The sequence below is a fragment of the Pedobacter sp. ISL-64 genome (assembly GCF_018613605.1).
Classification (GTDB): Bacteria; Bacteroidota; Bacteroidia; order Sphingobacteriales; family Sphingobacteriaceae; genus Pedobacter.
The window spans coordinates 1-23,366 of record NZ_JAGGPU010000013.1 but is presented as its reverse complement, the minus strand read 5'-3'; the positions used below and the strand labels follow the sequence as shown (position 1 = coordinate 23,366).

Sequence of the window (23,366 nt, the reverse complement as noted above, 5' to 3'; positions counted from 1 at the left end):
GCTAATGTCAATAGTAAAGTGAAAATAATTTTTTAAGCTTTTAATTTATCTCTCTCGTTTTGAGCGGTTAAACGTTCGAAGTACCTGCACATGTAGGTAATTTCGCAAACAGCGCATTTGGGGTTTCTGGCTACGCAAACGTAACGTCCGTGCAAAATAAGCCAGTGGTGTGCAATATGGATATCGTGTTCGGGAAGATTTTTAACTAAATCTTTTTCAACCGCCAATGGGGTTTTACCGTTAGTTAAACCCAAACGGTTGGCCACACGGAAAACATGGGTATCAACCGCCATGGCTGGTGCATTGTAAATTACTGAGGCAATTACATTGGCGGTTTTGCGGCCCACACCGGGCATTTTCTGTAAATCGTCAATCCCCGAAGGCACCACATCGTTAAATTCGTTGAGCAAAATATTAGCCATGCCCACCAGGTGTTTTGCCTTATTATTGGGATAACTAATGCTTCTGATGTAATCGAAAACAATATCAGGCGTAGCTTCGGCTAAAGCTTTGGCATTGGGAAAGCGCTGAAAAAGTGCAGGAGTTACCATATTTACCCTTTTATCGGTGCATTGTGCAGAAAGGATTACGGCTACTAAAAGCTGAAAGGGATTGTTATAATTTAACTCGGTTTCTGCATCAGGCTGCTTGGCCGAAAAATGTTCTACAAAAAGTTTGTAGCGTTCTTTTTTAAGCATGTGCAAATATAGGTTAAAGATGGAAAATGTAATATGGGAAATAATGGAAGAAGAGGAGATGGGAGAGATAAAGCTGCGATTTTCATCCTGAGGGATAATTTATTGTATAAAAATGAATCTGAATGACGCATATTCTTTTTTGCCCAGAGGCTCATTCTTGCCTCGGCTCACCGCCGCCGAAAGGCTCTTTCTTTTTGATGTCAAAAAGAAACAAAAAACACCGGCTGAAAATTTTTCTTTAGAGGTCAGTGGTGTGGCTGGGTCAGCAGAATCCGAAAAATTTGTTAGGCCGGATTTAAGTGGAACGAGGATACGGTGCTGTGGCCTAGCTGGATGGAAATGTATAATGTCGCAAATGTCTTATTAGTAGGTAATTGCAAAATAACGTCAATGATAGCTTTGTCGAAGGATCTTTACTTATAAAAGGTAATTGTTTAAATCGCTCAATCCACCCCCAACCACTTAACGCCAACCTCATGGCCCAACTACAAGCGATAATTATATAAACATTTTCGGTAAAAGTGTAACATCCGGAAAGGCCATACCGCTAGCTTTGTATAATAATAAAGCCCTGTTATGGTTGCATAAGCAAATTAAAAAAACAGCTCGCTAACTGGTATCGGGAAATATATTGATAACATTTAACTTAACACAAAATGAAAAGGTTACTTAAATTCTGGACAATCAATGTCCTTGTACTAATTGTAGTTGGCAGTGTATCAGCACAGGAAAAAGCAGCAGCGGTTAACCCTTTGCAGGCGTATTACGAAGTTAAAGATGCCTTAATTAGCAGCAATGCAAGCGTGGCTGGCACCAAGGCTGCTGTATTAATTAACGCGATAAAAGCTAATGAAAAAACCAACGTTTCGAAAGTATTGCGTGATAAAATATTATTTGATGCCGGGCACATTGCCGAAAGTAAAGATATTGAACATCAAAGAGATCATTTTACTTCTTTATCAACCGATTTTTATGCCCTGGTAAAAGCGGTAAAACTTAACGATAAGCCTATTTATTACGCTTATTGTCCGATGAAAAAAAGCTATTGGTTAAGTGAAGGTGAGGCGATAAAAAATCCATATTATGGTAACAAAATGTTAACTTGTGGTAAGGTTGCCGAAGTACTTAAATAAAAACACACGCTACAAAATGAAGTTTATTTTAGTTTGTTGCCTTAGTATTTTGCTCAGTAGTTTTGCTTTTGGCCAACATCAGCACAACGAGGTAAAAGCGGCTGCCCCCAAAAAAGCCCTCCAGAAAGCAAGTGATGTAGAAACTTTAGGCAACAAAAAATCGCCAGGGGTTGTGCGCTATGATTTATATGTTGCCGATACAACGGTAACTTTTGGCGGAAAACCTAAAAGAGCCATTGCGGTGAATGGGCAAATACCCATGCCAACGCTAACCTTTACCGAGGGCGATACAGCAGAAATACATGTACACAACAGGCTAAAAGAGTCAACCTCGTTGCATTGGCACGGAGTATTTCTGCCTAATCAATATGATGGGGTTCCGTATTTAACCCAAATGCCTATTGAGCCCAATAAAACCCATGTTTACCGTTTCCCTATTATACAGAACGGTACCCATTGGTACCATAGCCATTCGGGCTTGCAGGAGCAAATTGGGATGTACGGCGCGATGATTTTGAATAAAAGAAAAGAGCCTGCAATTCCTACTGTCCCAATTGTTTTAAGTGAGTGGACCAATATGATGCCCCACGAAGTTGATCGGCGATTACACAATGCCAACGATTGGTTCGCGATAAAAAAAGGTACAACACAAAGTTATGCCGAAGCCATAAAAAGTGGGCACTTTAGAACCAAGCTCACCAACGAACTGAAACGGATGACTGCCATGGATGTGAGTGATGTGTACTACGAAGCATTTTTAGTAAATGGAAAAAATCAGTACCAGGTACCAAACAACCTCAAAGCAGGCGATAAGGTAAGGTTGCGCATTGCTAACGGCGGGGCATCTACCTATTTTTGGCTCACTTATGCCGGTGGTAAAATAACGGTAGTGGCCAATGATGGTAATGATGTAACGCCTGTAGAGGTAGATCGGCTGGTTATTGCCGTTTCCGAAACCTATGATGTAATGGTAACCATCCCCGAAAATAAAAGTTACGAGTTTTTGGTAACCCCCGAAGACCGTACCAAATCTGCTTCCTTATGGCTGGGTAGTGGGCAAAAAGTGCCGGCCCAAAAAATGCCCAAATTGAAATATTTCGAAGGCATGAAAATGATGAACGAAATGATGGATATGAACGGTAATCTGGTGCAGATGGAAGGTATGAAAATGCAAAACCAGGTGATGGATATGAATGCCGTAATGTATGCAGAGCTGGATGATGCTGGGATGGATACGGTTGCTTCTGATGCACATAAAGGCCATAATATGGGGAATGACCATAGTATGAAAGGACCGATAACAACATTAAATTACGATATGTTGCGCTCGCCTGAAAAAACAGTTTTGCCTAAGGCGCCAATCCGGCAAATGGAGTTTCAGTTAACGGGCAACATGAACCGTTATGTTTGGACTTTGGATAATAAAACCATTTCCGAAGAAGATAAAATCCTCATCAAAAAGGGCGAAAACCTGCGGATTATTTTATATAACAATAGTATGATGCGTCATCCTATGCACTTGCATGGGCACGATTTTAGGGTAATTAATGGCCAGGGCGATTATGCCCCTTTAAAAAATGTACTCGATATTATGCCCATGGAACGCGATACCATTGAGTTTAGCGCTTCAGAAAGTGGCGATTGGTTTTTTCACTGCCATATTTTGTACCACATGATGAGCGGGATGGGTAAAATTTTCAGCTATGAAAACTCGCCGTTAAACCCCGAAATTCCGAACCCTAAACTGGCACAGCGAAAGCTTTTTGCCGATGACAGGATGTTTCATGTCATGGCCGAAAATGATTTTGCCAGCAACGGAAACGACGGTATGGCTATGTTGGCAAATACGCGCTGGAGTATTGGAGCCGAGTGGCGTTTAGGCTATAATAAAATGCACGGCTTTGAAACGGAAACCCACATTGGCCGATATGTAGATCGGATGCAGTGGCTAATGCCTTTTGTGGGGTTCGACTGGCGGTACCGGAAAATGGAAGCTGGCGAACAGGAAAGCAATATTTTTGGCCAAAAAAGCACAAAGGATAACAGAACTATGTTTAGTGTGGGGCTTGCCTACACCTTACCCATGCTAGTGGTAGCGCAGGCAGAAGTGTACCACGACGGTAATGTTCGTTTGCAGCTAATGCGGGAAGATATACCGATTTCTAAGCGCTTAAGGGCGAGTTTTATGGTAAACAGTGATAAAGAGTTTATGGGCGGACTTAAATTTATTACGACTAAATACATGGGTATTTCTGCCCATTATGATAGCGATATGGGCTTTGGCGCAGGCTTAACGCTTAATTATTGATTTGGTGTTTTTTGCTCTGATATTTTGGTTAATGGTTTTGTATTTGTCGGATTTAGCAATAAAAACCATTAGAATTTTGTCAGTCACCACGAGTCAGACTGATGTTATAAGCCAATGCTATTTTCGGTCAAACCAATTTTCTATTTTTATACCGTCCAAACGTTCAAAATCCTTTATATTATCTGTAACCAAAGTTAATTTATTCTCAATCGCTGTGACGCCAATAAATAGGTCGAACTCGTCGTGTATGGGTTTGCCTGTTTTTCGAAGTCTAACCTTCTCTTTTGCGTATCGTTTAATTGAGCCATAGATTGGAACAATTGAAAGTCCGCTTACAAACGCATCAACAGCTTTATGTGATTTTGCTGGGTTATCGCTATTCTCTGCACCGTACCGAAGTTCTGCAACTGTTATTTCTGAAATGAAACAATTTTCTCGTCCTTTTTGTCGGATGCGCTCGTCTAAATTTAATTTTCCGCGCAAAAAGAAAACACAGATGCTTGTATCAAGTAGATACTGCATTAGAATTTGATTTCCTTACTCTTAAAAACCCTGCTTGATTTAATGTCCTTTATAATTTTCTCGCCTGATTTTTCTGTAGAAAAAGCCCCAAATGATTTGTAAAATTTATTGTCTTTTGTTGTCTTTTCGGTTTTTAATGACTTTGAAAGACTTTCTATTAATTCAATTTTACTTAAAGAGCTGAGGCCCTCAAATAATCCTGAATAAGTTTCAATAATATGTCTGTCAGTATAACTCATTTTGTTTTTTAGTAAAGGTACGATTTTTTTTTTTTTTTGACCAATGTGTTGTATCCATAACATGCAAGAAATTAGCTGTTTGTAATCTCCCTCAACAATTTATCGCATTCAGCAAAGGCATTATATAAATATTTATTGCGGTGTTTTTCTCCCTGGCCGCTAAAAGAAACCGATTTCATAATCAGGCCCTGCATCCATTGTTTGGTTTGTTTGCAATAGGCCTGGTCTTCGGTTCTTAAGTAATTAAAAGTATTAAACCTGTTGTAGCAGGCCATGCGGTCTTTAAAATCGACCAGGTAAGCGATGCTTCCCAATACATCGCAATTGTACCAGTTAAAGGTATGGTTGGGGTCGATGGTTTTTTTGCTGCTAATGGCATACATATTCATATCGGTGAGGCAATACCTTACCTGCTCTACAATTTTTACGGCCAGTTCGGTATCGGTAAGGTGCCCGGCTTCGAATGCATACCTGATCTGTTCGAGTGTGCCTGTTACGGTATCTTTAGACCATATTTCGGTGCTTGGTATCTCCAGATAAGTGGCATGCAGCTCTTGCGAAATTTTAATAATTTCATCGGATAGGAATGAGGAGCTGAACGGCATTTCCAGGTTATTAGCGCTATTTGCCCAAAAGAAGAGTTTAAAACTGGTAAGTTCGGGGTACTTGAAAAAATGAAATAAAGGAATATCGTCGGTAGTAATGGTGATGTGTTTCTTGTTGCTGTTCTTGATGGCTTTTATATTGTCCAATAAATTCCGGAGATAGCCAATCATATCTAAATCTTCATTTACACTTAAATAGCTAAAAGTAACAGATAACGATTGTTTCGGGCTGTACAGAAACGGGACATCGAAACAATCAGAAAGTTTGATGATTTGCTGAAAAGTAAGGTTGCTGTCGCCCCTGATTTTCTTATAGGCCTCATTGGTACTTATTCCTAATTCTTCGGCTACACTCAGCGCCAGGTTCTGGTATTCGGGCAGGGCTGCTCTGATGGCCTGAAAAAATAATGCTTGTTGATTATCCATAAAGATTAATTTATAAATGAAATCTTGCCGTTTTTAATAATCGAATGGATTATTATCAACTGTTAATTTAATAAATATAATTTATAATCACATGATAGGTGTATAAATTTCTTTTAGGATTAGTAGTCTGGTACGAGATAATCTTAAAGATTAATTGAACATTGTGGAGTGTATTAGATTTGATAAACAAATTTAAACCTGAAATATCAAGATGAACAAATTAAGATTTATAAAAGATGAAGGCTCCGAATTCTATAAAGAATTGAACGAGCAGATAGATCAATACTTTAGCCAAAATGGATTAAAGAGAACAGGGAACACCAAAATGTTTTTCAAGATCTTCCTTTACTTCGGTTTAGACATCCTGTTTTACGCCTTAATGATCACCAGCCATTCGGTAGTTGCGTTTTACGCTTTTTACCTGCTGATGGGGCTTTCGGTTTTGTTAACAGCTTTTAATGTTTCGCACGATGCCGCCCATGGTGTAGCGGTTAAAAGCAAGTTCTGGAACCGGTTATTGTTTTCACTTAGTTTTAATCTGCAGGGCAATAACGCATATGTATGGGGTAAAAACCATAACGAATCTCACCATTTATATACCAATATAGAAGGCAGCGATATTGATGTATTGAACAATCCCCTGTTTAGAATGACCGAATCGCAGCCTTTGCAATGGTACCATCGGTATCAGTTTATGTATGCGCCGTTTCTATATCTCTTTTATTCCATTAACTGGTTCTTTTTTAGAGAAACCTTAATGATGTTTAATTTATCGAGCCGTACCATTAAAGTGAAAATTCCCCGCGCCGAGGCCATAAAGCTGGTGGTGTATAAACTCTTGTATATAGGTTATATGATTGTGTTGCCTATTTACCTGTTACCTTTTGGCTGGACGGTAGTTTTGATGGCTTTCCTGCTGAATCATTTTATCATTTCCCTGCTGTTTGTGTCGGTGTTAGGCGTTGCACACTTATCAGATTATGTAGCTCATCCGGTGCCTGATAAAGATAATCAATTGAATATGAGCTGGCCGAAACTGCAGTTGCTTACCTCAATCGATTATCATGCAGAAAGCAAATTTCTAAACTGGACATTAGGCGGTTTTAACGCCCATGCGGTACACCATCTGCTCCCGAATGTTTGCCATGTGCATTACATTAACATTATTCCGATTTTTAAAGCATTGGCTAAAAAGCACAGGCTTACCTATATGGAAATGTCGTACGGTGAATCTTTGGTCTCGCATTTCAGGTTTTTGAAAATGATGGGTAAAAGTGAGCATTTAATCCCGATGCGATATGAAGGATAAACATATTCATGTAGCAGCTGATAGTCAGTTGCTAAAAGCGATATACCAACGTGTGGAACAGGAACTGGTGATCGATAAATCTGCTTTTGCGAGGATGATTATCGCTAAGTTTCTGGTGTACTTCTCGCTCACGGTATTTGCTTATCTAACTTTGTATAAAATTGCTGGTCCGATGAGTTTCATATGCTGTTTTGTGATATATGGTTTTATCTCATTGCTCTTTGCCTTTAACTTTTCGCACGATTTTTCGCACAATACCATTTTTAAAAGCAAGCGGCTTAACCACATCTGTTTTGTGGTTATTTATACATTGGTTGGGGCACATGCTGAGGCATGGAAACTGCGTCACGTTAATTCACATCATTATGCGCCAAATGTAGAAGATTATGATTCAGACCTTAAAATATCGAAGCTGATCCGTGTGGTGCCCGATAGCAAACATTATTGGTTTCATGCTTACCAGCACCTGTATGCGCCATTAGCTTATACAACCTATTCGCTGTTTTGGATTTTTATTAAAGATTTTGTGATTCTTTTTGGCAATGATGGCTTTGTTATTAAAAAAGACTTTAAATATTATTTGTCTTTTGCGCTTCAAAAAACAATCTATATCAGTTTATTGTTGGTGCTGCCCTTGCTTTTTTCTGGTCAGCAGTGGTATGTGGTAGTGCTTGGCTTTTTGATGATGCATTTAAGCCAATCGCTGTTTTTACTGTTTACATTTTTTATGACCCACCATGTAGAGGAAACACAATATCCGAAAGCAGATTCGCAAGGTTATATAAACGCTTCCTGGTTAATGAACCAGGTTAAGAGCTCAAACGATATGCATCCTTTTAGTGAAACGGCGAACTTTATTTTGGGTGGCTTTAACAATCATATTGCCCATCATTTATTCCCGCACTACCATCATGTGTATTACCCACAGATTAGCAAAATATTATATGAAATGCTTCACGAAAAAGGGATAAAGCCAAATTCTACCAGTTATTTAGGCGGGATAATATCTCATTTAAAGCTACTTAAAAGAATGGGAGCTGCCGCATAGCCCTTATACTCATCTAAATTAAACGTTATGAAATATTTATTGATATGCTTTTGTTTGCTGCTGTTTATAGATGCATCGGCACAGCAAGATACCTTACGCCAGAAACGGAAAACCTATTTTGGTGTTGGTTTTAGTTTGGGCGGCGGTGGCAATAGACGGTTGTATGGTGATGTAGATTTTTTCCTGCAGAAAAGAAACAGTTATATTTCGTTTAAAACATCGGGTGTTGAGCGGATCAGGATATTTTACTTTGGTGGCCTGCCGGAGCCACGTATTTCTGACGTTGGTATTTTAGTGGGCAAAAGTTATACTTTTAACCATTATCATTATTTAAAGTTCGGTGTGGGGGTTGCTTTAGTGCATCAGGTAAGCCGTGGTGCATTGCTGTATAATGATTGTGATAGACCTGGAGGATGCCTTTTCAGTAATAATATATATGAAACAATCAGAAAGAAACCGATTGGTTTGCCGCTTGAAATAAAGTACGGCCTTTATCTGGACAGAACAGCTGCGGTTACTGCCGGCTTTTCGGCAAATCTGAACGATGTAGAATCTTTTTATGGGATATCAGTGGGCTTAGTAGTAGGCAGGCTGAAAGATAAAGTAAGTAGCAGATATTAAGCGTATATTACTTTTGAAATTGAGATTGTTTTTAATGCGGTGGGTTTATCATTAACGGCACAACCTTTCATGGTAAACCTGATGGCAGCGACAGCCCGAGCTTTTTCTGCGAGGCTAGAGTGTACAGCAGGACTGAACATTTTTACTTGCACAGACCTTACGTTTTCTACAAAGTAGACTGGCAACTGATTTTGAATGATTGAGTTTGACTGAGTGAATGACTGAATGTTGAAACTCCTCATCCTGTCATTCACTCGTTCAATTATTGTGCTAATGAAAAGAGGTAACGGGCACTTTAACTTCTTCCGTTACGCCCTGATTGCTCTTAATTAACCAAAACGCAAAGAAAGCACCAACCAAAGCCATTGCGGCACCAACATAGGCTGGCGAGGTATAATCGAAGCCATATACTAACGGAAGACCACCAAAGAATGCGCCTAAAGCATTACCAATATTAAAACTCGCCTGACTTGCAGATGCTGCCAGCATTTCGGAGCCTTTGGCACTCTGGATCATTAACATCTGTATTGGGGCTGCCAACGCAAAAGATACGGCGCCGGTAACAAAAGTCATAATTAAAGCCAGTGGCTGACTTGCGGATACAAAGTGAACAATGGTTAAGGTAATTACCATAGTTAGTAACAAGGCTGCAGACGCTTTTGCTGGTGAAAATTTATCGGCCAATAAGCCGCCAATGTAATTGCCGAACATCATGCCCAAACCTGCCAGCATTAATATATAGGTTACTGCATTTGGCGAAAAGCCTGCAACATCCGTCATTAAAGGAGCGATATAACTGTACCAGGTAAATAACCCACCCGTTCCGATCGAGATCATAAAAATGATGATCCAGGCTTCTCTTTTTTTGAAGAAACTTAGTTCTGCTTTTAAATCACGGTTTTTTGTGGCTTCCAGCGCTGGCAGCCATAATTTTAAACTTAGCAAAGTAACCAGGCCAACAAATACGACAACGGCAAAAGAGATCCGCCAGGAAAAATTGTGACCGATAAAGGTACCTAATGGCACCCCAACAATATTGGCGATGGTTAAGCCCATAAACATGAGCGATACGGCTTGAGCCGCTTTCCCCTTTTCGGCTATTCTGCTGGCCACTACCGATCCCACCCCGAAAAATGCACCGTGTGGTAAACCCGAAAGCAACCGGGCAATAAACAGGGTATTAAAAGTAGGGGCAAATGCAGAGAAGGCATTGAAAACCGTAAACATGATCATCAAAGCAATCAATATCATTTTTGGGGGATATTTACCTGCAATCATAATCAATAATGGGGCACCGATTACCACCCCTAAAGCATATGCAGAAATTAGATGGCCTGCCTGCGGAATGGTTACTGCTAAATCTTTTGAGATATCGGGTAGCAGGCCCATCATAACAAATTCTGTTATCCCGATGCCTAAACCACCTAAAGTGAGTGGGAGCAAGTTCTTGTTCATAGCGTACTTAGTGTTAAATTTACACTATGCAAAGGTAAGGCTTTTTGTTTTAGGGGATTGTAAAAATTAGGCCATTTATGGGGGGAGATGCGAGGAGTAGGATAGAAGACGGAGTATGGATGATTCATTGCTGGTAACCTGAATTCGATTATTTTTATGGGTTTTATCAGCAAGCTTGAATGCAATTAAAAACAATAAACAGATTATGAAAAATCTATTTCATTTCAACAGCTTAGCGATCGAATTCAGGTTAATACTAAAATACTTTTTCACATTTGGAGCGCAGGACCTGTACTAAACAATAAATTTCTTCCCGTTTTCCGCTTATACACTTCGCTTCCTCGTACCTCGTTGCTGCAGGGTAACGCTTCAACCGGGGCTAATTAGCAAAAACAGTATTTCATTTGTAAAGTTGCAGGGAGCACATGCGCTTGTGCCTAAACCCGACAGCAGCGGCAGCCTCCGCTTTAAGCACTGTTTTTTGCTTTTTATGATGTGCTTGCTTGTTTCACAGGTTCCATCGGAGCTATAGCGAATGGCGGGACTGAGAACCACAGGCCAATCATTTCCTAATTTTAAAACATTAACATCATTTTGAGCGCAGGGCCTGTACTAAACAATAAATTTCTTCCCGTTTTCCGCTTATACGCTTCGCTTCCTCGTACCTCGTTGCTGCAGGGTAACACTTCAACCGGGGCTAATGAGCAAAGACAGTATTTCATTTGTAAAGTTGCAGGGAGCACATGCGCTTGTGCCTAAACCCGACAGCAGCGGCAGCTCCGGTTTAAGCACTGTTTTTTGCTTTTTATGATGTGCTTGCTTGTTTCACAGGTTCCATCGGAGCTATAGCGAATGGCGGGACTGAAGTCTCCCAGGGACCATAAGCCAGCCAATTCCTAATAATCAGGATTCCATTATTTTATGGGTTTATAAGCAAGCCGAAAGAGATTGCTTCGTCCGTCGATTCAAAGTCCCTTCATCTCACCTCTTTCATTTTCCATAAAAAAAGCTTGCCCCACCCTGTGGAACAAGCTTTTTTGGCTCATGTAAAGATTTTCTACTTTGCGCTGCTGTAAGCTAAAATCTTGTTGATGGTTTCATCTTGAGGATTTTTAGCCAGTCTATCTAACTTACCTTTTATTTGATCATAAAATAAGTCGATTTCTGCGTCCGATTCAATATCAGTTCTAGGCTGAAACATGTTAGGTGTAGGTAAATTTACATTTGTTTTTGATGTAGAGGTTTTTGTCATAAGCAAAAAATGTGATAAGTTTTATAAACTTAACGATAGTTCAGATGCTTTATTTCAACCCCTAAAAAATTTTATGTAACAATTTTACTACCCTTTGTAGGTCATCTCCTTTGTTTTAAGCATTTTACGCAAATTACTCAATGCATAACGCATACGGCCTAACGCTGTATTGATGCTTACATCGGTTAAATCTGCGATCTCTTTAAAGCTTAAATCAGCGTAATGGCGCATCAGGAGCACTTCTTTCTGTTCATCAGGCAATAAATGGATCATTGCTTTCAAATCTTTATGGGTCTGGTCGCGAAGCATTTTATCTTCTGCACTTTCGTCATAAAAGTGTAGCATATTGAATACATCCATTCCATCGGCACTGGTGATGATTGGTGTTCTCTTTTCTTTTCTGAAATAATCAATAACCAAGTTATGGGCAATACGCATTACCCAAGGCAAAAACTTGCCTTCTTCGTTATATCTTCCCGATCGCAGGGTATTAATTACTTTTATAAAAGCATCCTGAAAAATATCCTCCGCCAGATATTGGTCTTTAACCAATAAGTAGATAGAGGTATAAATTTTACTTTTATGTCTTCTTAAAAGTTCCTGCAATCCATTCTCGTTCCCGGCAATATATACCTTTACCAGGTCCTGATCATTATATGATTGTAAATTCATAGGTTTACCTACACTAAATCCCGTACTATTTGCTAAAAATTAATTTGTAGATGTTTAATTTCTATAGCTTCTCTCCTATGTTTTTTGATGTGTGTTAGTTTGGTTTTGAGGTTGTTAATATTCAAAGAAAGTTATTTTTTTATCAAAAAGCAAAAAATAAAATGTTAAAAAATAAATTAACCGTCTCAGTACCCTATTTTTGTATGTTCTTAAAACCCTAACAACATTCTGGGGTTATACATTATATTCGTTATTATACATGAGCAAAAAAGAGGCCGAAAAAGATCCGCATAAAAATATTATCATAAAAGGTGCCCGTGTGCATAACCTCAAAAACATCGATGTTGCCATTCCAAAAAACAAACTTGTGGTGGTAACAGGTATGTCTGGTTCGGGGAAATCTTCGCTTGCGTTTGATACTTTATATGCAGAGGGGCAACGCCGATATGTAGAAAGTTTATCTTCTTATGCCCGCCAGTTTATGGGCCGGATGAATAAACCCGATGTTGATTATATTAAAGGTATTGCCCCGGCAATTGCCATCGAACAAAAGGTTATTACTTCCAACCCACGTTCTACCGTTGGTACCTCGACCGAAATTTACGATTACCTTAAACTGCTTTTCTCGCGTATCGGGAAAACCATTTCGCCTGTTTCGGGCAAAGAAGTAAAAAAGGATTCGGTAAGCACGGTGGTAGATTATGTAAATGCCATGCCCGAAGATACAACGGTTACTATTTTTTGTCCTTTGTACCCGCACAATAACCGTACAATTAAGGAGGAACTGGCTATTTTATTACAGAAAGGATTTTTACGCGTTCTGATTAACGATAAAATTGAAAAAATAGAAGCGGTTTTAGATGATGCCGACTTTAAGGATGAAGCCTTAACTGATGATAAAACAGTTCAGATCCTGATCGACCGTATTGTAACCAACCAGGAAGAAGAAACATTAAGCAGATTGGCTGATTCGGCACAGACTGCTTTTTTTGAAGGTAAAGGCGATTGTTATGTAGAAGGCCAGGGCACAACAAAACATTTTAGCGACCGGTTTGAACTGGATGGAATAAAATTTGAAGAACCTACGCCGAACTTTTTCTCTTTCAATAACCCTTATGGTGCGTGTAAACGTTGTGAAGGTTATGGAAACGTAATCGGCATTGATGAAGATCTGGTTATTCCTGATAAGAGCAAAAGTATTTACGATAATGCCATTGCCCCCTGGCGCGGCGAAAAAATGAATGTATGGTTGCAGAATTTTATTAAAGCTGCACCAAAATTCGAATTCCCGATTCACCGGCCTTATAGTGCCTTAACAGAAACAGAGCAACGCTTGCTTTGGACAGGAAATAAATATTTTGCAGGCCTTGATGCTTTTTTCAAAGAACTGGAAGAACAGACCTACAAAATTCAGTACCGCGTAATGTTATCACGTTACCGCGGAAAAACCACCTGCCCTGATTGTAAAGGCTCGCGTTTGCGTAAGGATGCATCTTACGTAAAGATTGCTGAGAAATCGATTATCGATGTGGTACTGATGCCATTGGCAAAAGCGCTGGTTTTCTTTAACGAGCTGAAATTAAACGCGAACGATACCAAAATTGCCAAACGTTTATTGGCTGAGATTGATAACCGTTTCCTTTATTTAAACAATGTGGGGTTAGGTTACCTTACCTTAAACCGTTTATCGAATACGCTTTCGGGAGGAGAATCGCAAAGGATCAACCTGGCAACTTCTTTAGGCAGTAGTTTGGTGGGTTCTATTTACGTTTTGGATGAACCGAGTATTGGGTTGCACCCACGCGATACGAACAAGCTGATCGAAGTATTGATTTCACTCCGTAATGTAGGCAATACTGTTATTGTGGTAGAGCACGAAGAAGAAATGATGCGTGCGGCTGATTACATTATTGATATTGGTCCTGAAGCGGGTACTCATGGTGGTAATCTGGTATTTAGCGGTAACTATGAAGAGATTTTAAAAGATAAAAATAGTTTAACAGGCCGATACCTGGCAGGTATAGAAAAAATAGCCATTCCTGATAAACGCCGTAAATGGAAAGACCATGTGCTGATTAAGGGCGCAAGGGAAAATAACCTACAGAATATTGATGTGAAATTTCCGCTAGGTGTTTTTACTGCCGTAAGTGGTGTTTCTGGATCGGGTAAAACCAGTTTGGTTAAAAAAATCTTATATCCTGCATTACAAAAGGCAATTGGCAACTACGCTGGTGAGCAAACCGGTGCTTATGATGGCATTTTCGGCAATTACGATCTGGTAAGCGCTGTAGAAATGGTCGATCAGAACCCTATTGGCCGTTCCAGCCGTTCTAACCCGGTTACTTATGTAAAGGCATGGGATGATATCCGTGCCTTGTTTTCGGGCCTGGCATCGGCAAAAGCTGCAGGCTTAAAACCAGCTGCATTCTCTTTCAACGTAGAAGGTGGCCGTTGCGATGTTTGTCAGGGTGAGGGAGAGGTGAAGATCGAGATGCAGTTTATGGCCGATATTTACTTGCCTTGCGAAGCCTGTAACGGAAAACGTTTCAAACAGCAGGTTTTAGATGTAACCTACAAAGAGAAAAACGTATCTGAAATTTTGGATATGACTATTGAAGAGGCGGTAGTTTTTTTTAAGGATGAACAAAAGATCCTCAATAAATTAAATCCATTGGTTGATGTAGGTCTGGGTTATGTACATTTAGGCCAATCTTCTAATACCTTATCTGGAGGTGAGGCACAACGTATTAAACTCGCATCGTTTTTAATTAAGGGAAATAATGCCAATAAAACGCTGTTTATCTTTGATGAGCCAACAACCGGTCTGCATTTTCATGATATTAAAAAACTGCTAAAGGCACTGAATACCTTGATTGAACAAGGGAACACTATTTTGGTAATTGAACACAATATGGACATGATCAAATGTGCCGATTGGGTAATCGATATCGGCCCCGAAGGGGGCGATGGCGGCGGTCAGGTGGTATTTGAAGGTATACCAGAAGATTTAGTTAAGGTAGAAAAATCGTACACCGGAAAATATTTAGCATCGCATTTAAATTTAAATCCATAATTTCGGCAATGCTTTTTCTAACGTTTTTCATAGGCATCATTCTCAATGCCATGGGCTATATCCCGCCAGGCAATATTAATCTCACCGTTGCACAGCTCGCTATTAACAAGGGCATGCGGCAGGTTTGGTACTTTATTCTTTCCTTCTCTTGTGTAGAAGTGTTTTTTACCTTTGGGATGATGCGTTTTGCCCGCTGGGCCATGAGCGATATCAATCCGAATGAGGCCGTAAGTGAAGTTCGCTTAAGCACTTTAGTGGATTGTTTTATGATTGTGATGTTTTTGGTGATGGGTACCATTACCTGGAAAAACAGGAAAAAAGTGCCTAAAACAAGCAATAAAAAAGAAGATAAACGCAGTGGAAGTGTTTTATATGGGTTAATTTTAGGGGTGCTAAACCCTGTGCAAATTCCATTCTGGCTGTTTTTTGGCAATTATGTAATTTTACACCAATGGATTGAAACGGATTACCTTTCATTGGTGATTTTTAGTTTGGGCTCAGGCGTTGGTTCTACACTCGCACTTTACTTATATGCGCATTTTGCAACTTATATTCAGGAGAAATTTGCACTGAGCAGTTTAATTATCAATAAATCGATAGCGATATTTTTGTTCGCATTGGCAGCTTACCTGGTCATAAAGCAGGCGATTGTTATCTTTTAATAAATATTCTAATCCAAGGTATCCTCGCAGACCTTTTGTTTTTTGGAAGTTTCCTGAATTTGGAAGTTTGTTTTTTGCCACGGAAATACAGAAAGCACGGGACAGGTGCACTTGGTTTTTATTATTTTGAATAATATTGTCGGTCTGAGCCCATCGAAGACCTAACAGCAATTTTTTTCTCTTTGTCCAAGGTCCGCGTCCCCACAGACCTTTTGTTTTTTGAAATTTTCCTGAATTGGTAGTTTGTTTTTTGCCACGGAAACACGGAAAGCACAGGACAGGTGCACTTGGTTTATTATCTTGGATAATGTTATCGGTCTGAGCTCGCCGCCCGATTTTGGGGTTTGTCGTCCTTAATGCAATGAAGGGTCTTTCTCCTTTAGTAGCAATAGCAATGAAAAACCAGGGACAAGGTTCGGTTTTTCAACACTAATCCAAGGTCTGCGTCCTCACAGACCTTCCAGTTGGCTTTTATCAAATATTCAATAGGTAGAAATTAATTGCTTTTCGTTCTGTGAGGACACAGGCCGAGGGATGGGCCTTCTCTTTCTCCAAGGTCTGTGTCCCCACGGACCTTTTGTTTTCATATTTTCTGGATTGGTAGTTTGTTTTTTTGCCACGGAACAGGTGCACTTGATTTATATTTTGAATAAAGTTGTCGGGCTGAGCCCGTCGAAGACCTAACAGCAATTTTTTTCTCTTTCTCCAAGGTCTGTGTCCTCACAGACCTTTCAGTTGGCCATTATCAAGTATTCAATAGACAGAAATTATTTGCTTTTCGTTCTGTAAGGACACAGCCGGGTAATGGGTTCATCTTATTAAGCCCGTTGTAAACGGCTAAGAACAGCTGCGGTTACTAAGCCACCAATAACATACCAGGTTACGGTTAATATTTTGGTTTTATCCGTATGGGTTACTGGCGTATCGTCCAAACCAATTTTATCGGGAATATTTATAGCCCCTAGACCCGCTGTAAGTCCTGCTAACGCACCCTTTATATAAATATTTTTTTTGCTGCCAAAGCCTATAGCGCTATAATATAAACCATTACTCACTATATCGCCAGCAAGGGTGGCCAGATAAAGATTGTTCCCACTTGGCGTTTCAAGATTTAAACTTTTCATCGATCTTGACAGGGCTTGTTCGCCTAAAAGATCAATCCTTGGTGCATCAGGATCAATCCGTCTTACACTTTCGTGCAATATATTTAATGCTCCGGCACCAGCGAAGCCCGCGAGTAAGGATTTGAGTAGTTTCATATTATGATAATCGCTGCTACACCTAAATTGTTTTGAAATTGCCAAATTGTATAGTCAAAACCAGTTAGCAAAATCACTGTTCTGTTATAAAATTGATACATAGATATGCTTCGGTTAACCTAATCATAACATTAAATTTATGTTTAAGAAGCCTAACCAAGGTAATATTGGGCTTTGATACAAAACATATCCCATCCTTATGTCTAACAGACGATTTTTTTTGAAAAATAGTTTGGCTGCTGCTGTAGTGGCCAGTATTTCGCCGGTTCTGTCTTCATTTGCAGAAGAACACACGGCACCTGCCAGACTGGGCAAAGCACCAAAATTACGTTTCGCTATTGCATCAGATGGACATTATGGGCAGCCTGGAACGGAGTACAAATTGCACCATGAGAATATTGTGAAGTGGTTAAATGAATCGCACGATAAAAACCCCCTCAATTTTGTGATCATTAACGGAGATCTTGTACACGATCGCCCGGAACTCTTATCAGAAGTAAAAAAGGAATATTACGATAAACTTAAAGTTCCTTTTTATGCCATTCCGGGTAATCACGATCATGCCGATGCAAAGATCTGGAAATCGGTTTTTGGCTATGAGGATAACTTTTCTTTCGAAAAAAATGGAGTAGGTTTTGTTTTGGCCAATACATCTGATACCAAAGGCACTTATTTATGCCCTAATAACGATTTTTTAAAACAGGAACTCGATAAGTTTAAAAACCTGAAAACTGTTTTTGTGGTGTTGCACATTCCTCCTCATTTCTGGGTTCCCGAAAGCCCTTTTATAGAATGTCCGGATACGATTAAACTGTTGCACAGTTATGCAAACGTAAAAGCGGTATTCCATGGGCACGACCACAGCCTTGATGCTGTTTTTTATACCGATAAACTGCCACACTTTTTTGATGCGCACATCGGTGGAAACTGGGGTACGGCCTATAAAGGTTACCGCATTGTAGAGGTTGATGAAAATGATAAGATCCAGACTTATCAGGTAAATGCAAGTCAATCGCCACTATTAAATGAAACCAAATTTTAATTGATAGATCATCGCAATGAAAAAGACAATTTTGATGCTCATTTTTGCTGGTACCGTTTTAAGCTGTGCCGCACAGAAAATAAATGAAGCCAAGCCCGAAATCAAAACAGGAACTGATGCCGCTCAGCCCTTTCTGTTTTCGCTGAATACCTTAACTGCAGAAAATCCCCGTTGGAATATCCATTATTCAGGAAGTTATGGCGAAAGAACCAATGGACAGTTCGGTTATGATGGTTTAGGGCAACAGTTTGGTGTTAAGGGCTATTTAGGCAGCAGGTTTACCTTGTATGCAACAGCAGCAATCGGTTTTGCCAATTCTGGCGGAGTAACCTCTGCGCAACAGGCTGAGGTAATTAGAGATTTAGTGGGCAGTAAAGGCATAACTGGTTTTAGGTTAGGTGCAGGCTTAGGTTTAAGCAGAGACTGGTCGAGTGTTGGTTCGGCAATTAGCAGGATTACCGCTTCATTTGATCAGACAAACTGGAGAATGGCGGGTAACCTTCGCTTTGAAAAAGCTTTTGATAAAACAAGGGATAAGCTCGATTTTATAAGCAGTTTTGGGTATCAGCATCGTGTTTCTAACGTTTTATACCTTGGCTTCGAAGCCTTAGGTCAAGATTTAGAAGGCTTTTGGGAAAAGGACGAGGCAGAAGGTGGTGCAAAGGTAATGATCGGGCCATCAATCAATCTGGAACCAAACCATTCGAAACTTTCGTTCTCTATTTCTGGCGGACCTGTTTTTTATGCAACCCGTAGTCAGGTAATCCCATCAGAGGCCATCCGCGAAATCGGTTCCGTAGCATCTGGTAACGGTTACACCATCAGGGCCCTGGTTAATTTTAATCTTCATCGATAAGGTGTTGCTACATCAATTTAAGAAAATGAAAAAATCATATATATTTATATTATTCGGTTTCCTGTTCATCCAGAAAGGATTTGCACAATGGCCAGGCAAAAACGAAAGTACGCAACAGATTTTACTGCCTAATGGGTGGAAGCTGAGTCCGGCAGGGCATTCGCTGCAATTGGGCGATTTGCCTTTAAACATGCAGCTCAGCGCCTCGGGTAAATATCTTGCCATTACCAACAACGGACAAAGTACCCAGTCGCTGCAATTGCTTGATGCCAAAACAGAAAAGATTATCGATGAAAAAGTGTTAAGTAAATCTTGGTACGGCATTGCTTTTAGTAAAGACGAAAAACACCTTTACGCTTCAGGCGGTAACGACAACTGGATTTTAGATTTTAATATCCAGAACGATAAATTAGGCAAAAGCGATACGATTAAACTAGGTCCCATTTGGCCAAAGGGAAAAATCAGTCCGGCGGGGATTGTTGTAAACAAAAACAACAGTAAGTTATATACGGTAACCAAAGAAGACAGCAGTTTATACATTATCAACCCCACAGAAAAGCAGATCCTGAAAAAAATCCAGCTTCCTGCAATTGCCTACAGTTGTGTTTTATCTGCAGATGAAAGTAAATTATACGTTTCACTCTGGGGTGGAAAATCTGTTGCGGTTATCGATTTAGTTTCAGAAAGCATCTTACAGCGCATTCCTGTTGGCGATCACCCAAATGAACTATTGCTTAATAAAAAAGGAAATATTTTATTCGTAGCCAATGCGAACGATAATACCGTTTCGGTGATCAATACTTCGAATAATAAGGTAATCGAAACCATTGCCACTACACTTTATGCCACGCAGTTAACGGGTTCTACCACCAATGGTTTAGCTTTAAGTACCAACGAGAAGACTTTGTACATCGCCAATGCAGATAACAACTGTTTGGCAGTTTTTGATGTGAGCAAACCTGGATTAAGTTTAAGTCAGGGTTTTATCCCGGTAGGCTGGTACCCAACAAGCGTTAAGGTTTTGGGCTCGAAAATTTTGGTTACAAACGGTAAGGGCAATACACCTATGGCTAACCCTCAAGGGCCACAACCTATTTCTAAAGTCGATAATAGTGGCTACCACATGGGAAGTACAGCCAATAGCCGGCTGCAGTATATTGCCGGTTTGTTTAAAGGAACCTTATCTTTTATTGATGCACCAAAACCTGAGCAGTTAAAAGCATATACCAAACAGGTGTATGCCAATACGCCCTTTACTGATAAGCGGACTATCATGGCCGATGGTGAAGCCGGAAATCCTATTCCACGTAAACAGGGCGAAAAATCGCCAATTAAACATGTTTTTTATATCATTAAAGAAAATAGGACCTACGATCAGGTGCTTGGCGATTTACCAAAAGGAAACGGCGATTCTACGTTAACACTTTTCGGTAGAAAAATTACACCTAACCAGCATGCCTTTGCCGAAAACTATGTGCTGCTTGATAATTTCTATGTTGATGCAGAGGTAAGTGCCGATGGGCACAACTGGAGCATGGCCGCTTATGCCACAGATGTAGTTGAGAAAACATGGCCTACCAGTTACGGTGCACGCGGCGGAAGTACCACCTTCGAAGGCGGCAGGCCGGTTACTTACCCAAAAGGTGGTTTTATTTGGGATTACTGCCAAAGGGCAGGGGTAAGCTACCGCAGTTATGGTGAGTTTGGCGATTATGGGAAAGCGAATATTAAATCGCTACAGGGCCATATGTGTGCCGCTTCACCGGGTTTTGATATGGATATTAAAGATCAGGTTCGGGTAGATGCCTGGCAGCACGATTTCGATTCGTTACTGGTTGCAGGTGTTGTACCTCAGTTTAATACCTTAAGAATATCTAACGATCATACCAGCGGACAAAAGAAAGGTAAATACTCGCCACAGGCCGCAGTTGCTGATAACGATTTAGCTGTGGGCCGTATTTTAGAGCATTTATCGCATAGCTCAATCTGGAAAGAATCGGTTGTTTTTATTTTGGAAGATGATGCACAGAATGGCCCCGATCATGTTGATGCACACCGTTCGCCAGCATATGTGGTTGGCCCTTACGTTAAGCGGAATACGCCTGTTCATACGATGTATTCTACTTCCGGATTTTTAAGAACAATGGAACTTATTTTAGGTTTGCCACCAATGAGCCAATACGATGCTGCAGCTATGCCACTGTATGAATGTTTTACGGCTACGCCTGATTTTACACCTTATAATGTGATTCAGCCGCTTATTGATTTAGATACGCGGAATGTGGCGGTGAATGAGAGCAGCAGACGTTCCGAACTGTTCAATTTTGCCAAAGAAGATTCGGCACCAGATTTAGATTTAAACGAAGTGGTATGGAAATCGGTTAAAGGGGAACAATCTGTAATGCCAGCACCAAAACGGAGTGCTTTTGTGATCCTCGAGAAAAAGAAAAAAGATGATGACGACTAGGGCTTAATTATAAGCTCATTTTAAACAAAAAGGCAATTTTCGATTAAGAAAATTGCCTTTTTTATAATTTGCTTCCATGGTCTGTGTCCTCACAGACCATTTGTTTTTATACGTACATCAAGGATTTCTCCATTACGGAAATGAAGATGAACCTATATCGTCATTCCTGAAGTGCAACGAAATGGATAAATCTTTTCTAAGAATCTAGGTGGTCTGTGGGGACACAGACCACGGGGATGCGGCAATTTTCGATGAGAAAATTGCCTCTTTGTTTTTGTACGTCATTGCGAGGTACGAAGCAATCTTACCACGATCGCTACAGACTAAAGCATTAGGATTGCTTCGTGCCTCGCAATGACGGTATTGTGCCTACAGTTTCCAATCCGGCCTCTCGAAATGGCAGGTATAACCGTAAGGGTTTTTCTGTAAATAATCCTGGTGTTCTTCTTCAGCATTCCAGAAATCGGTTTCCGGTACCACCTCGGTTACAATTTTGCCAGGCCATTTGCCAGACGCATCTAACTCGGCAATTAATGCATTTGCGGTGTTTTTCTGTTCTTCGCTATTGTAAAAAATAGCTGAGCGGTACGAGGTACCCACATCATTTCCCTGTCTGTTGCGTGTGCTCGGATCGTGGATCTGGAAGAAGTATTCTAATAATTTACGATAGGTTAAAACAGTTGGATCAAAGGTAACTTCAATGGCTTCGGCATGTGTGCCATGGTTCCGGTAAGTGGCATTGGGAACATCACCACCAGTGTATCCAACAACTGTTGAGGTAACACCTGGGTAATGACGGAGCAGTTCTTCTACTCCCCAAAAGCAGCCTCCTGCAAGAATGGCTTTTTCAGTATTCATATATCTTCCTTTTTTTTGATTAATAAAGATACGACGAAGATGTGTAAAGGGAAAGTAAAGAAGGGTAGTTGTATGGTTGACTCGGTGAGGTGACAAATGATAAGATAAGCCGTACATGATTGAACGCATCCAGGGGTCTTCGACTAGGCGCAGACTGACAAATTTAGGCACTGCAGGCTTATGTTTTGGAGCGCAAGGCTTCTGTAAGAAACTAAATTTCTTCCCGTTTTACGCTTATACGCTTCGCTTCCTCGTACCTCGTCGCTGCAGGGTGCACTAACCTTTGTTCATAAACCCGATTGCAATGTAAAGCCCACAGCGTAGCGCGGACTTGGAATGCAAAGCGGGGCTATCAGCGGCCAAGAACCACAAGCCCTCCATTTCCCAATTTCAATATATACAAACAATTCCGTTTTCGGTCGGTGAGAACCAACTGATAGGATTAATTTTATTGCTGTATTGTTATATTTTGGAGCGCAAGGCTTCTGCGACACACTAAATTTCCCTCCCGTCTTCCGCTTCGCTTCCTCGTACCTCGTCGCTGCAGGGTAACGCTTCAACCGGGGCTAATGGGCTAAAACAGCTTTTCATATTAGCGGTTGCAGGATGCACTAACCTTTGTTCATAAACCCGATTGCAATGTAAAGCCCACAGCGTAGCGCGGACTTGGAATGCAAAGAGGTACTGTCTTTAAAAGCAAATAAAAGTTGATAAAATTTTATCTTCTGAGAAGCATTAATTTAAATGCTTTCCATTTGTAAAACAGCACAATAACTTTACCTTTGTTTTAGTGATAACTTCCTTCAGGAATTTTATCATGTGTAGCTCTGGAATTTTCTGGTGCTATTATTTTTTTCTAAT

General features: G+C 40.3%; 19 protein-coding genes. 10 read left to right on the top strand and 9 right to left on the bottom strand.

Features of this window, described 5'->3' with window-relative positions:
• Positions 1–32 precede the first annotated feature (32 nt).
• Complete coding sequence (nth, locus tag J7E57_RS17235) at positions 33–698, bottom strand: endonuclease III (protein ID WP_215131422.1); 666 nt, start codon at positions 696–698, stop codon at positions 33–35.
• A gap of 656 nt (positions 699–1,354) precedes the next feature.
• Here nth and J7E57_RS17230 point away from each other — a divergent pair.
• Both J7E57_RS17230 and J7E57_RS17225 read left to right on the top strand, forming a co-directional pair.
• Positions 1,355–1,831, top strand: coding sequence for a DUF3347 domain-containing protein (locus tag J7E57_RS17230; RefSeq protein WP_215131421.1), 477 nt, complete (start codon positions 1,355–1,357; stop codon positions 1,829–1,831).
• A gap of 16 nt (positions 1,832–1,847) precedes the next feature.
• A complete protein-coding gene (locus tag J7E57_RS17225; RefSeq protein ID WP_215131420.1) occupies positions 1,848–4,139 on the top strand; it encodes a multicopper oxidase domain-containing protein in 2,292 nt (763 codons plus the stop codon).
• A 117-nt stretch (positions 4,140–4,256) separates the two neighbouring features.
• Here J7E57_RS17225 and J7E57_RS17220 read toward each other — a convergent pair whose 3' ends face one another.
• Genes J7E57_RS17220 through J7E57_RS17210 form a run of 3 tightly spaced genes read right to left on the bottom strand, consistent with a single transcriptional unit; the run spans position 4,257 to position 5,931 of the window.
• On the bottom strand, positions 4,257–4,661 hold the full coding sequence (locus tag J7E57_RS17220; protein WP_215131418.1) for a type II toxin-antitoxin system VapC family toxin: 405 nt from the start codon (positions 4,659–4,661) through the stop codon (positions 4,257–4,259).
• A complete protein-coding gene (locus tag J7E57_RS17215) occupies positions 4,661–4,963 on the bottom strand; it encodes a hypothetical protein (protein ID WP_251029956.1) in 303 nt (100 codons plus the stop codon). The genes J7E57_RS17220 and J7E57_RS17215 overlap by 1 nt, the downstream gene beginning before the upstream one ends.
• Positions 4,964–4,971: 8 nt before the next feature.
• Entirely contained in the window at positions 4,972–5,931 is a 960-nt protein-coding gene (locus J7E57_RS17210; RefSeq protein ID WP_215131416.1) for a hypothetical protein, read from the bottom strand.
• Between the two features lie 211 nt (positions 5,932–6,142).
• On the opposite strand from J7E57_RS17210, the gene J7E57_RS17205 reads away from it, so the two are divergent.
• The 3 genes from J7E57_RS17205 to J7E57_RS17195 are packed head-to-tail and all read left to right on the top strand — an operon-like array spanning position 6,143 to position 8,909.
• Entirely contained in the window at positions 6,143–7,240 is a 1,098-nt protein-coding gene (locus J7E57_RS17205) for a fatty acid desaturase family protein (protein WP_215131414.1), read from the top strand.
• Positions 7,230–8,288, top strand: a complete 1,059-nt coding sequence (locus tag J7E57_RS17200; RefSeq protein ID WP_215131412.1) for a fatty acid desaturase family protein — start codon at positions 7,230–7,232, stop codon at positions 8,286–8,288. The genes J7E57_RS17205 and J7E57_RS17200 overlap by 11 nt, the downstream gene beginning before the upstream one ends.
• A 27-nt stretch (positions 8,289–8,315) precedes the next feature.
• A complete protein-coding gene (locus J7E57_RS17195) occupies positions 8,316–8,909 on the top strand; it encodes a hypothetical protein (RefSeq protein WP_215131410.1) in 594 nt (197 codons plus the stop codon).
• A 270-nt stretch (positions 8,910–9,179) separates the two neighbouring features.
• Here the strand turns inward: J7E57_RS17195 and J7E57_RS17190 are convergent, their stop codons facing one another.
• The 3 genes from J7E57_RS17190 to J7E57_RS17180 form a co-directional block, all read right to left on the bottom strand.
• Positions 9,180–10,364, bottom strand: a complete 1,185-nt coding sequence (locus J7E57_RS17190) for an MFS transporter (RefSeq protein WP_215131408.1) — start codon at positions 10,362–10,364, stop codon at positions 9,180–9,182.
• 1,057 nt (positions 10,365–11,421) lie between these two features.
• On the bottom strand, positions 11,422–11,616 hold the full coding sequence (locus tag J7E57_RS17185) for a hypothetical protein (RefSeq protein WP_029279590.1): 195 nt from the start codon (positions 11,614–11,616) through the stop codon (positions 11,422–11,424).
• 87 nt (positions 11,617–11,703) lie between these two features.
• Positions 11,704–12,288 carry an RNA polymerase sigma factor gene (locus J7E57_RS17180; protein ID WP_029279592.1) on the bottom strand — a complete coding sequence of 195 codons (585 nt, stop codon included), beginning with the start codon at positions 12,286–12,288 and terminating at the stop codon, positions 11,704–11,706.
• Between the two features lie 259 nt (positions 12,289–12,547).
• Between J7E57_RS17180 and uvrA the strand changes: the two genes are divergently transcribed.
• Both uvrA and J7E57_RS17170 read left to right on the top strand, forming a co-directional pair.
• Positions 12,548–15,361 (top strand): excinuclease ABC subunit UvrA, encoded by a 2,814-nt coding sequence (uvrA, locus tag J7E57_RS17175; RefSeq protein ID WP_215131406.1) that lies wholly within the window; start codon positions 12,548–12,550, stop codon positions 15,359–15,361.
• 8 nt (positions 15,362–15,369) lie between these two features.
• The gene (locus J7E57_RS17170; protein ID WP_215131404.1) at positions 15,370–16,023 is read left to right on the top strand and encodes a LysE family transporter; all 654 of its coding nucleotides are present in this window, start codon (positions 15,370–15,372) and stop codon (positions 16,021–16,023) included.
• 818 nt (positions 16,024–16,841) lie between these two features.
• Here J7E57_RS17170 and J7E57_RS17165 read toward each other — a convergent pair.
• Positions 16,842–17,282 carry a hypothetical protein gene (locus J7E57_RS17165; protein ID WP_215131402.1) on the bottom strand — a complete coding sequence of 147 codons (441 nt, stop codon included), beginning with the start codon at positions 17,280–17,282 and terminating at the stop codon, positions 16,842–16,844.
• 220 nt (positions 17,283–17,502) lie between these two features.
• Between J7E57_RS17165 and J7E57_RS17160 the strand changes: the two genes are divergently transcribed.
• From J7E57_RS17160 to J7E57_RS17150, 3 genes are read left to right on the top strand one after another with little or no spacing between them, the layout of a single operon-like run.
• Positions 17,503–18,324, top strand: coding sequence for a metallophosphoesterase family protein (locus J7E57_RS17160; protein ID WP_251029955.1), 822 nt, complete (start codon positions 17,503–17,505; stop codon positions 18,322–18,324).
• 16 nt (positions 18,325–18,340) lie between these two features.
• The gene (locus tag J7E57_RS17155; RefSeq protein WP_215131398.1) at positions 18,341–19,180 is read left to right on the top strand and encodes a hypothetical protein; all 840 of its coding nucleotides are present in this window, start codon (positions 18,341–18,343) and stop codon (positions 19,178–19,180) included.
• Positions 19,181–19,205: 25 nt separating this feature from the next.
• Positions 19,206–21,647, top strand: a complete 2,442-nt coding sequence (locus J7E57_RS17150; RefSeq protein ID WP_215131396.1) for a bifunctional YncE family protein/alkaline phosphatase family protein — start codon at positions 19,206–19,208, stop codon at positions 21,645–21,647.
• 369 nt (positions 21,648–22,016) lie between these two features.
• Here J7E57_RS17150 and msrA read toward each other — a convergent pair whose 3' ends face one another.
• Positions 22,017–22,505 (bottom strand): peptide-methionine (S)-S-oxide reductase MsrA, encoded by a 489-nt coding sequence (gene msrA / locus J7E57_RS17145; RefSeq protein WP_057933770.1) that lies wholly within the window; start codon positions 22,503–22,505, stop codon positions 22,017–22,019.
• Positions 22,506–23,366 lie beyond the last annotated feature (861 nt).

Bases quoted from the DNA above. Each gene is read 5' to 3' on its own strand.
- nth (WP_215131422.1), bottom strand. From the start codon at position 698: ATGCTTAAAAAAGAACGCTACAAACTTTTTGTAGAACATTTTTCGGCC.
- J7E57_RS17230 (WP_215131421.1), top strand. From the start codon at position 1,355: ATGAAAAGGTTACTTAAATTCTGGACAATCAATGTCCTTGTACTAATT.
- J7E57_RS17225 (WP_215131420.1), top strand. From the start codon at position 1,848: ATGAAGTTTATTTTAGTTTGTTGCCTTAGTATTTTGCTCAGTAGTTTT.
- J7E57_RS17220 (WP_215131418.1), bottom strand. From the start codon at position 4,661: ATGCAGTATCTACTTGATACAAGCATCTGTGTTTTCTTTTTGCGCGGA.
- J7E57_RS17215 (WP_251029956.1), bottom strand. From the start codon at position 4,963: ATGTTATGGATACAACACATTGGTCAAAAAAAAAAAAAAATCGTACCT.
- J7E57_RS17210 (WP_215131416.1), bottom strand. From the start codon at position 5,931: ATGGATAATCAACAAGCATTATTTTTTCAGGCCATCAGAGCAGCCCTG.
- J7E57_RS17205 (WP_215131414.1), top strand. From the start codon at position 6,143: ATGAACAAATTAAGATTTATAAAAGATGAAGGCTCCGAATTCTATAAA.
- J7E57_RS17200 (WP_215131412.1), top strand. From the start codon at position 7,230: ATGAAGGATAAACATATTCATGTAGCAGCTGATAGTCAGTTGCTAAAA.
- J7E57_RS17195 (WP_215131410.1), top strand. From the start codon at position 8,316: ATGAAATATTTATTGATATGCTTTTGTTTGCTGCTGTTTATAGATGCA.
- J7E57_RS17190 (WP_215131408.1), bottom strand. From the start codon at position 10,364: ATGAACAAGAACTTGCTCCCACTCACTTTAGGTGGTTTAGGCATCGGG.
- J7E57_RS17185 (WP_029279590.1), bottom strand. From the start codon at position 11,616: ATGACAAAAACCTCTACATCAAAAACAAATGTAAATTTACCTACACCT.
- J7E57_RS17180 (WP_029279592.1), bottom strand. From the start codon at position 12,288: ATGAATTTACAATCATATAATGATCAGGACCTGGTAAAGGTATATATT.
- uvrA (WP_215131406.1), top strand. From the start codon at position 12,548: ATGAGCAAAAAAGAGGCCGAAAAAGATCCGCATAAAAATATTATCATA.
- J7E57_RS17170 (WP_215131404.1), top strand. From the start codon at position 15,370: ATGCTTTTTCTAACGTTTTTCATAGGCATCATTCTCAATGCCATGGGC.
- J7E57_RS17165 (WP_215131402.1), bottom strand. From the start codon at position 17,282: ATGAAACTACTCAAATCCTTACTCGCGGGCTTCGCTGGTGCCGGAGCA.
- J7E57_RS17155 (WP_215131398.1), top strand. From the start codon at position 18,341: ATGAAAAAGACAATTTTGATGCTCATTTTTGCTGGTACCGTTTTAAGC.
- J7E57_RS17150 (WP_215131396.1), top strand. From the start codon at position 19,206: ATGAAAAAATCATATATATTTATATTATTCGGTTTCCTGTTCATCCAG.
- msrA (WP_057933770.1), bottom strand. From the start codon at position 22,505: ATGAATACTGAAAAAGCCATTCTTGCAGGAGGCTGCTTTTGGGGAGTA.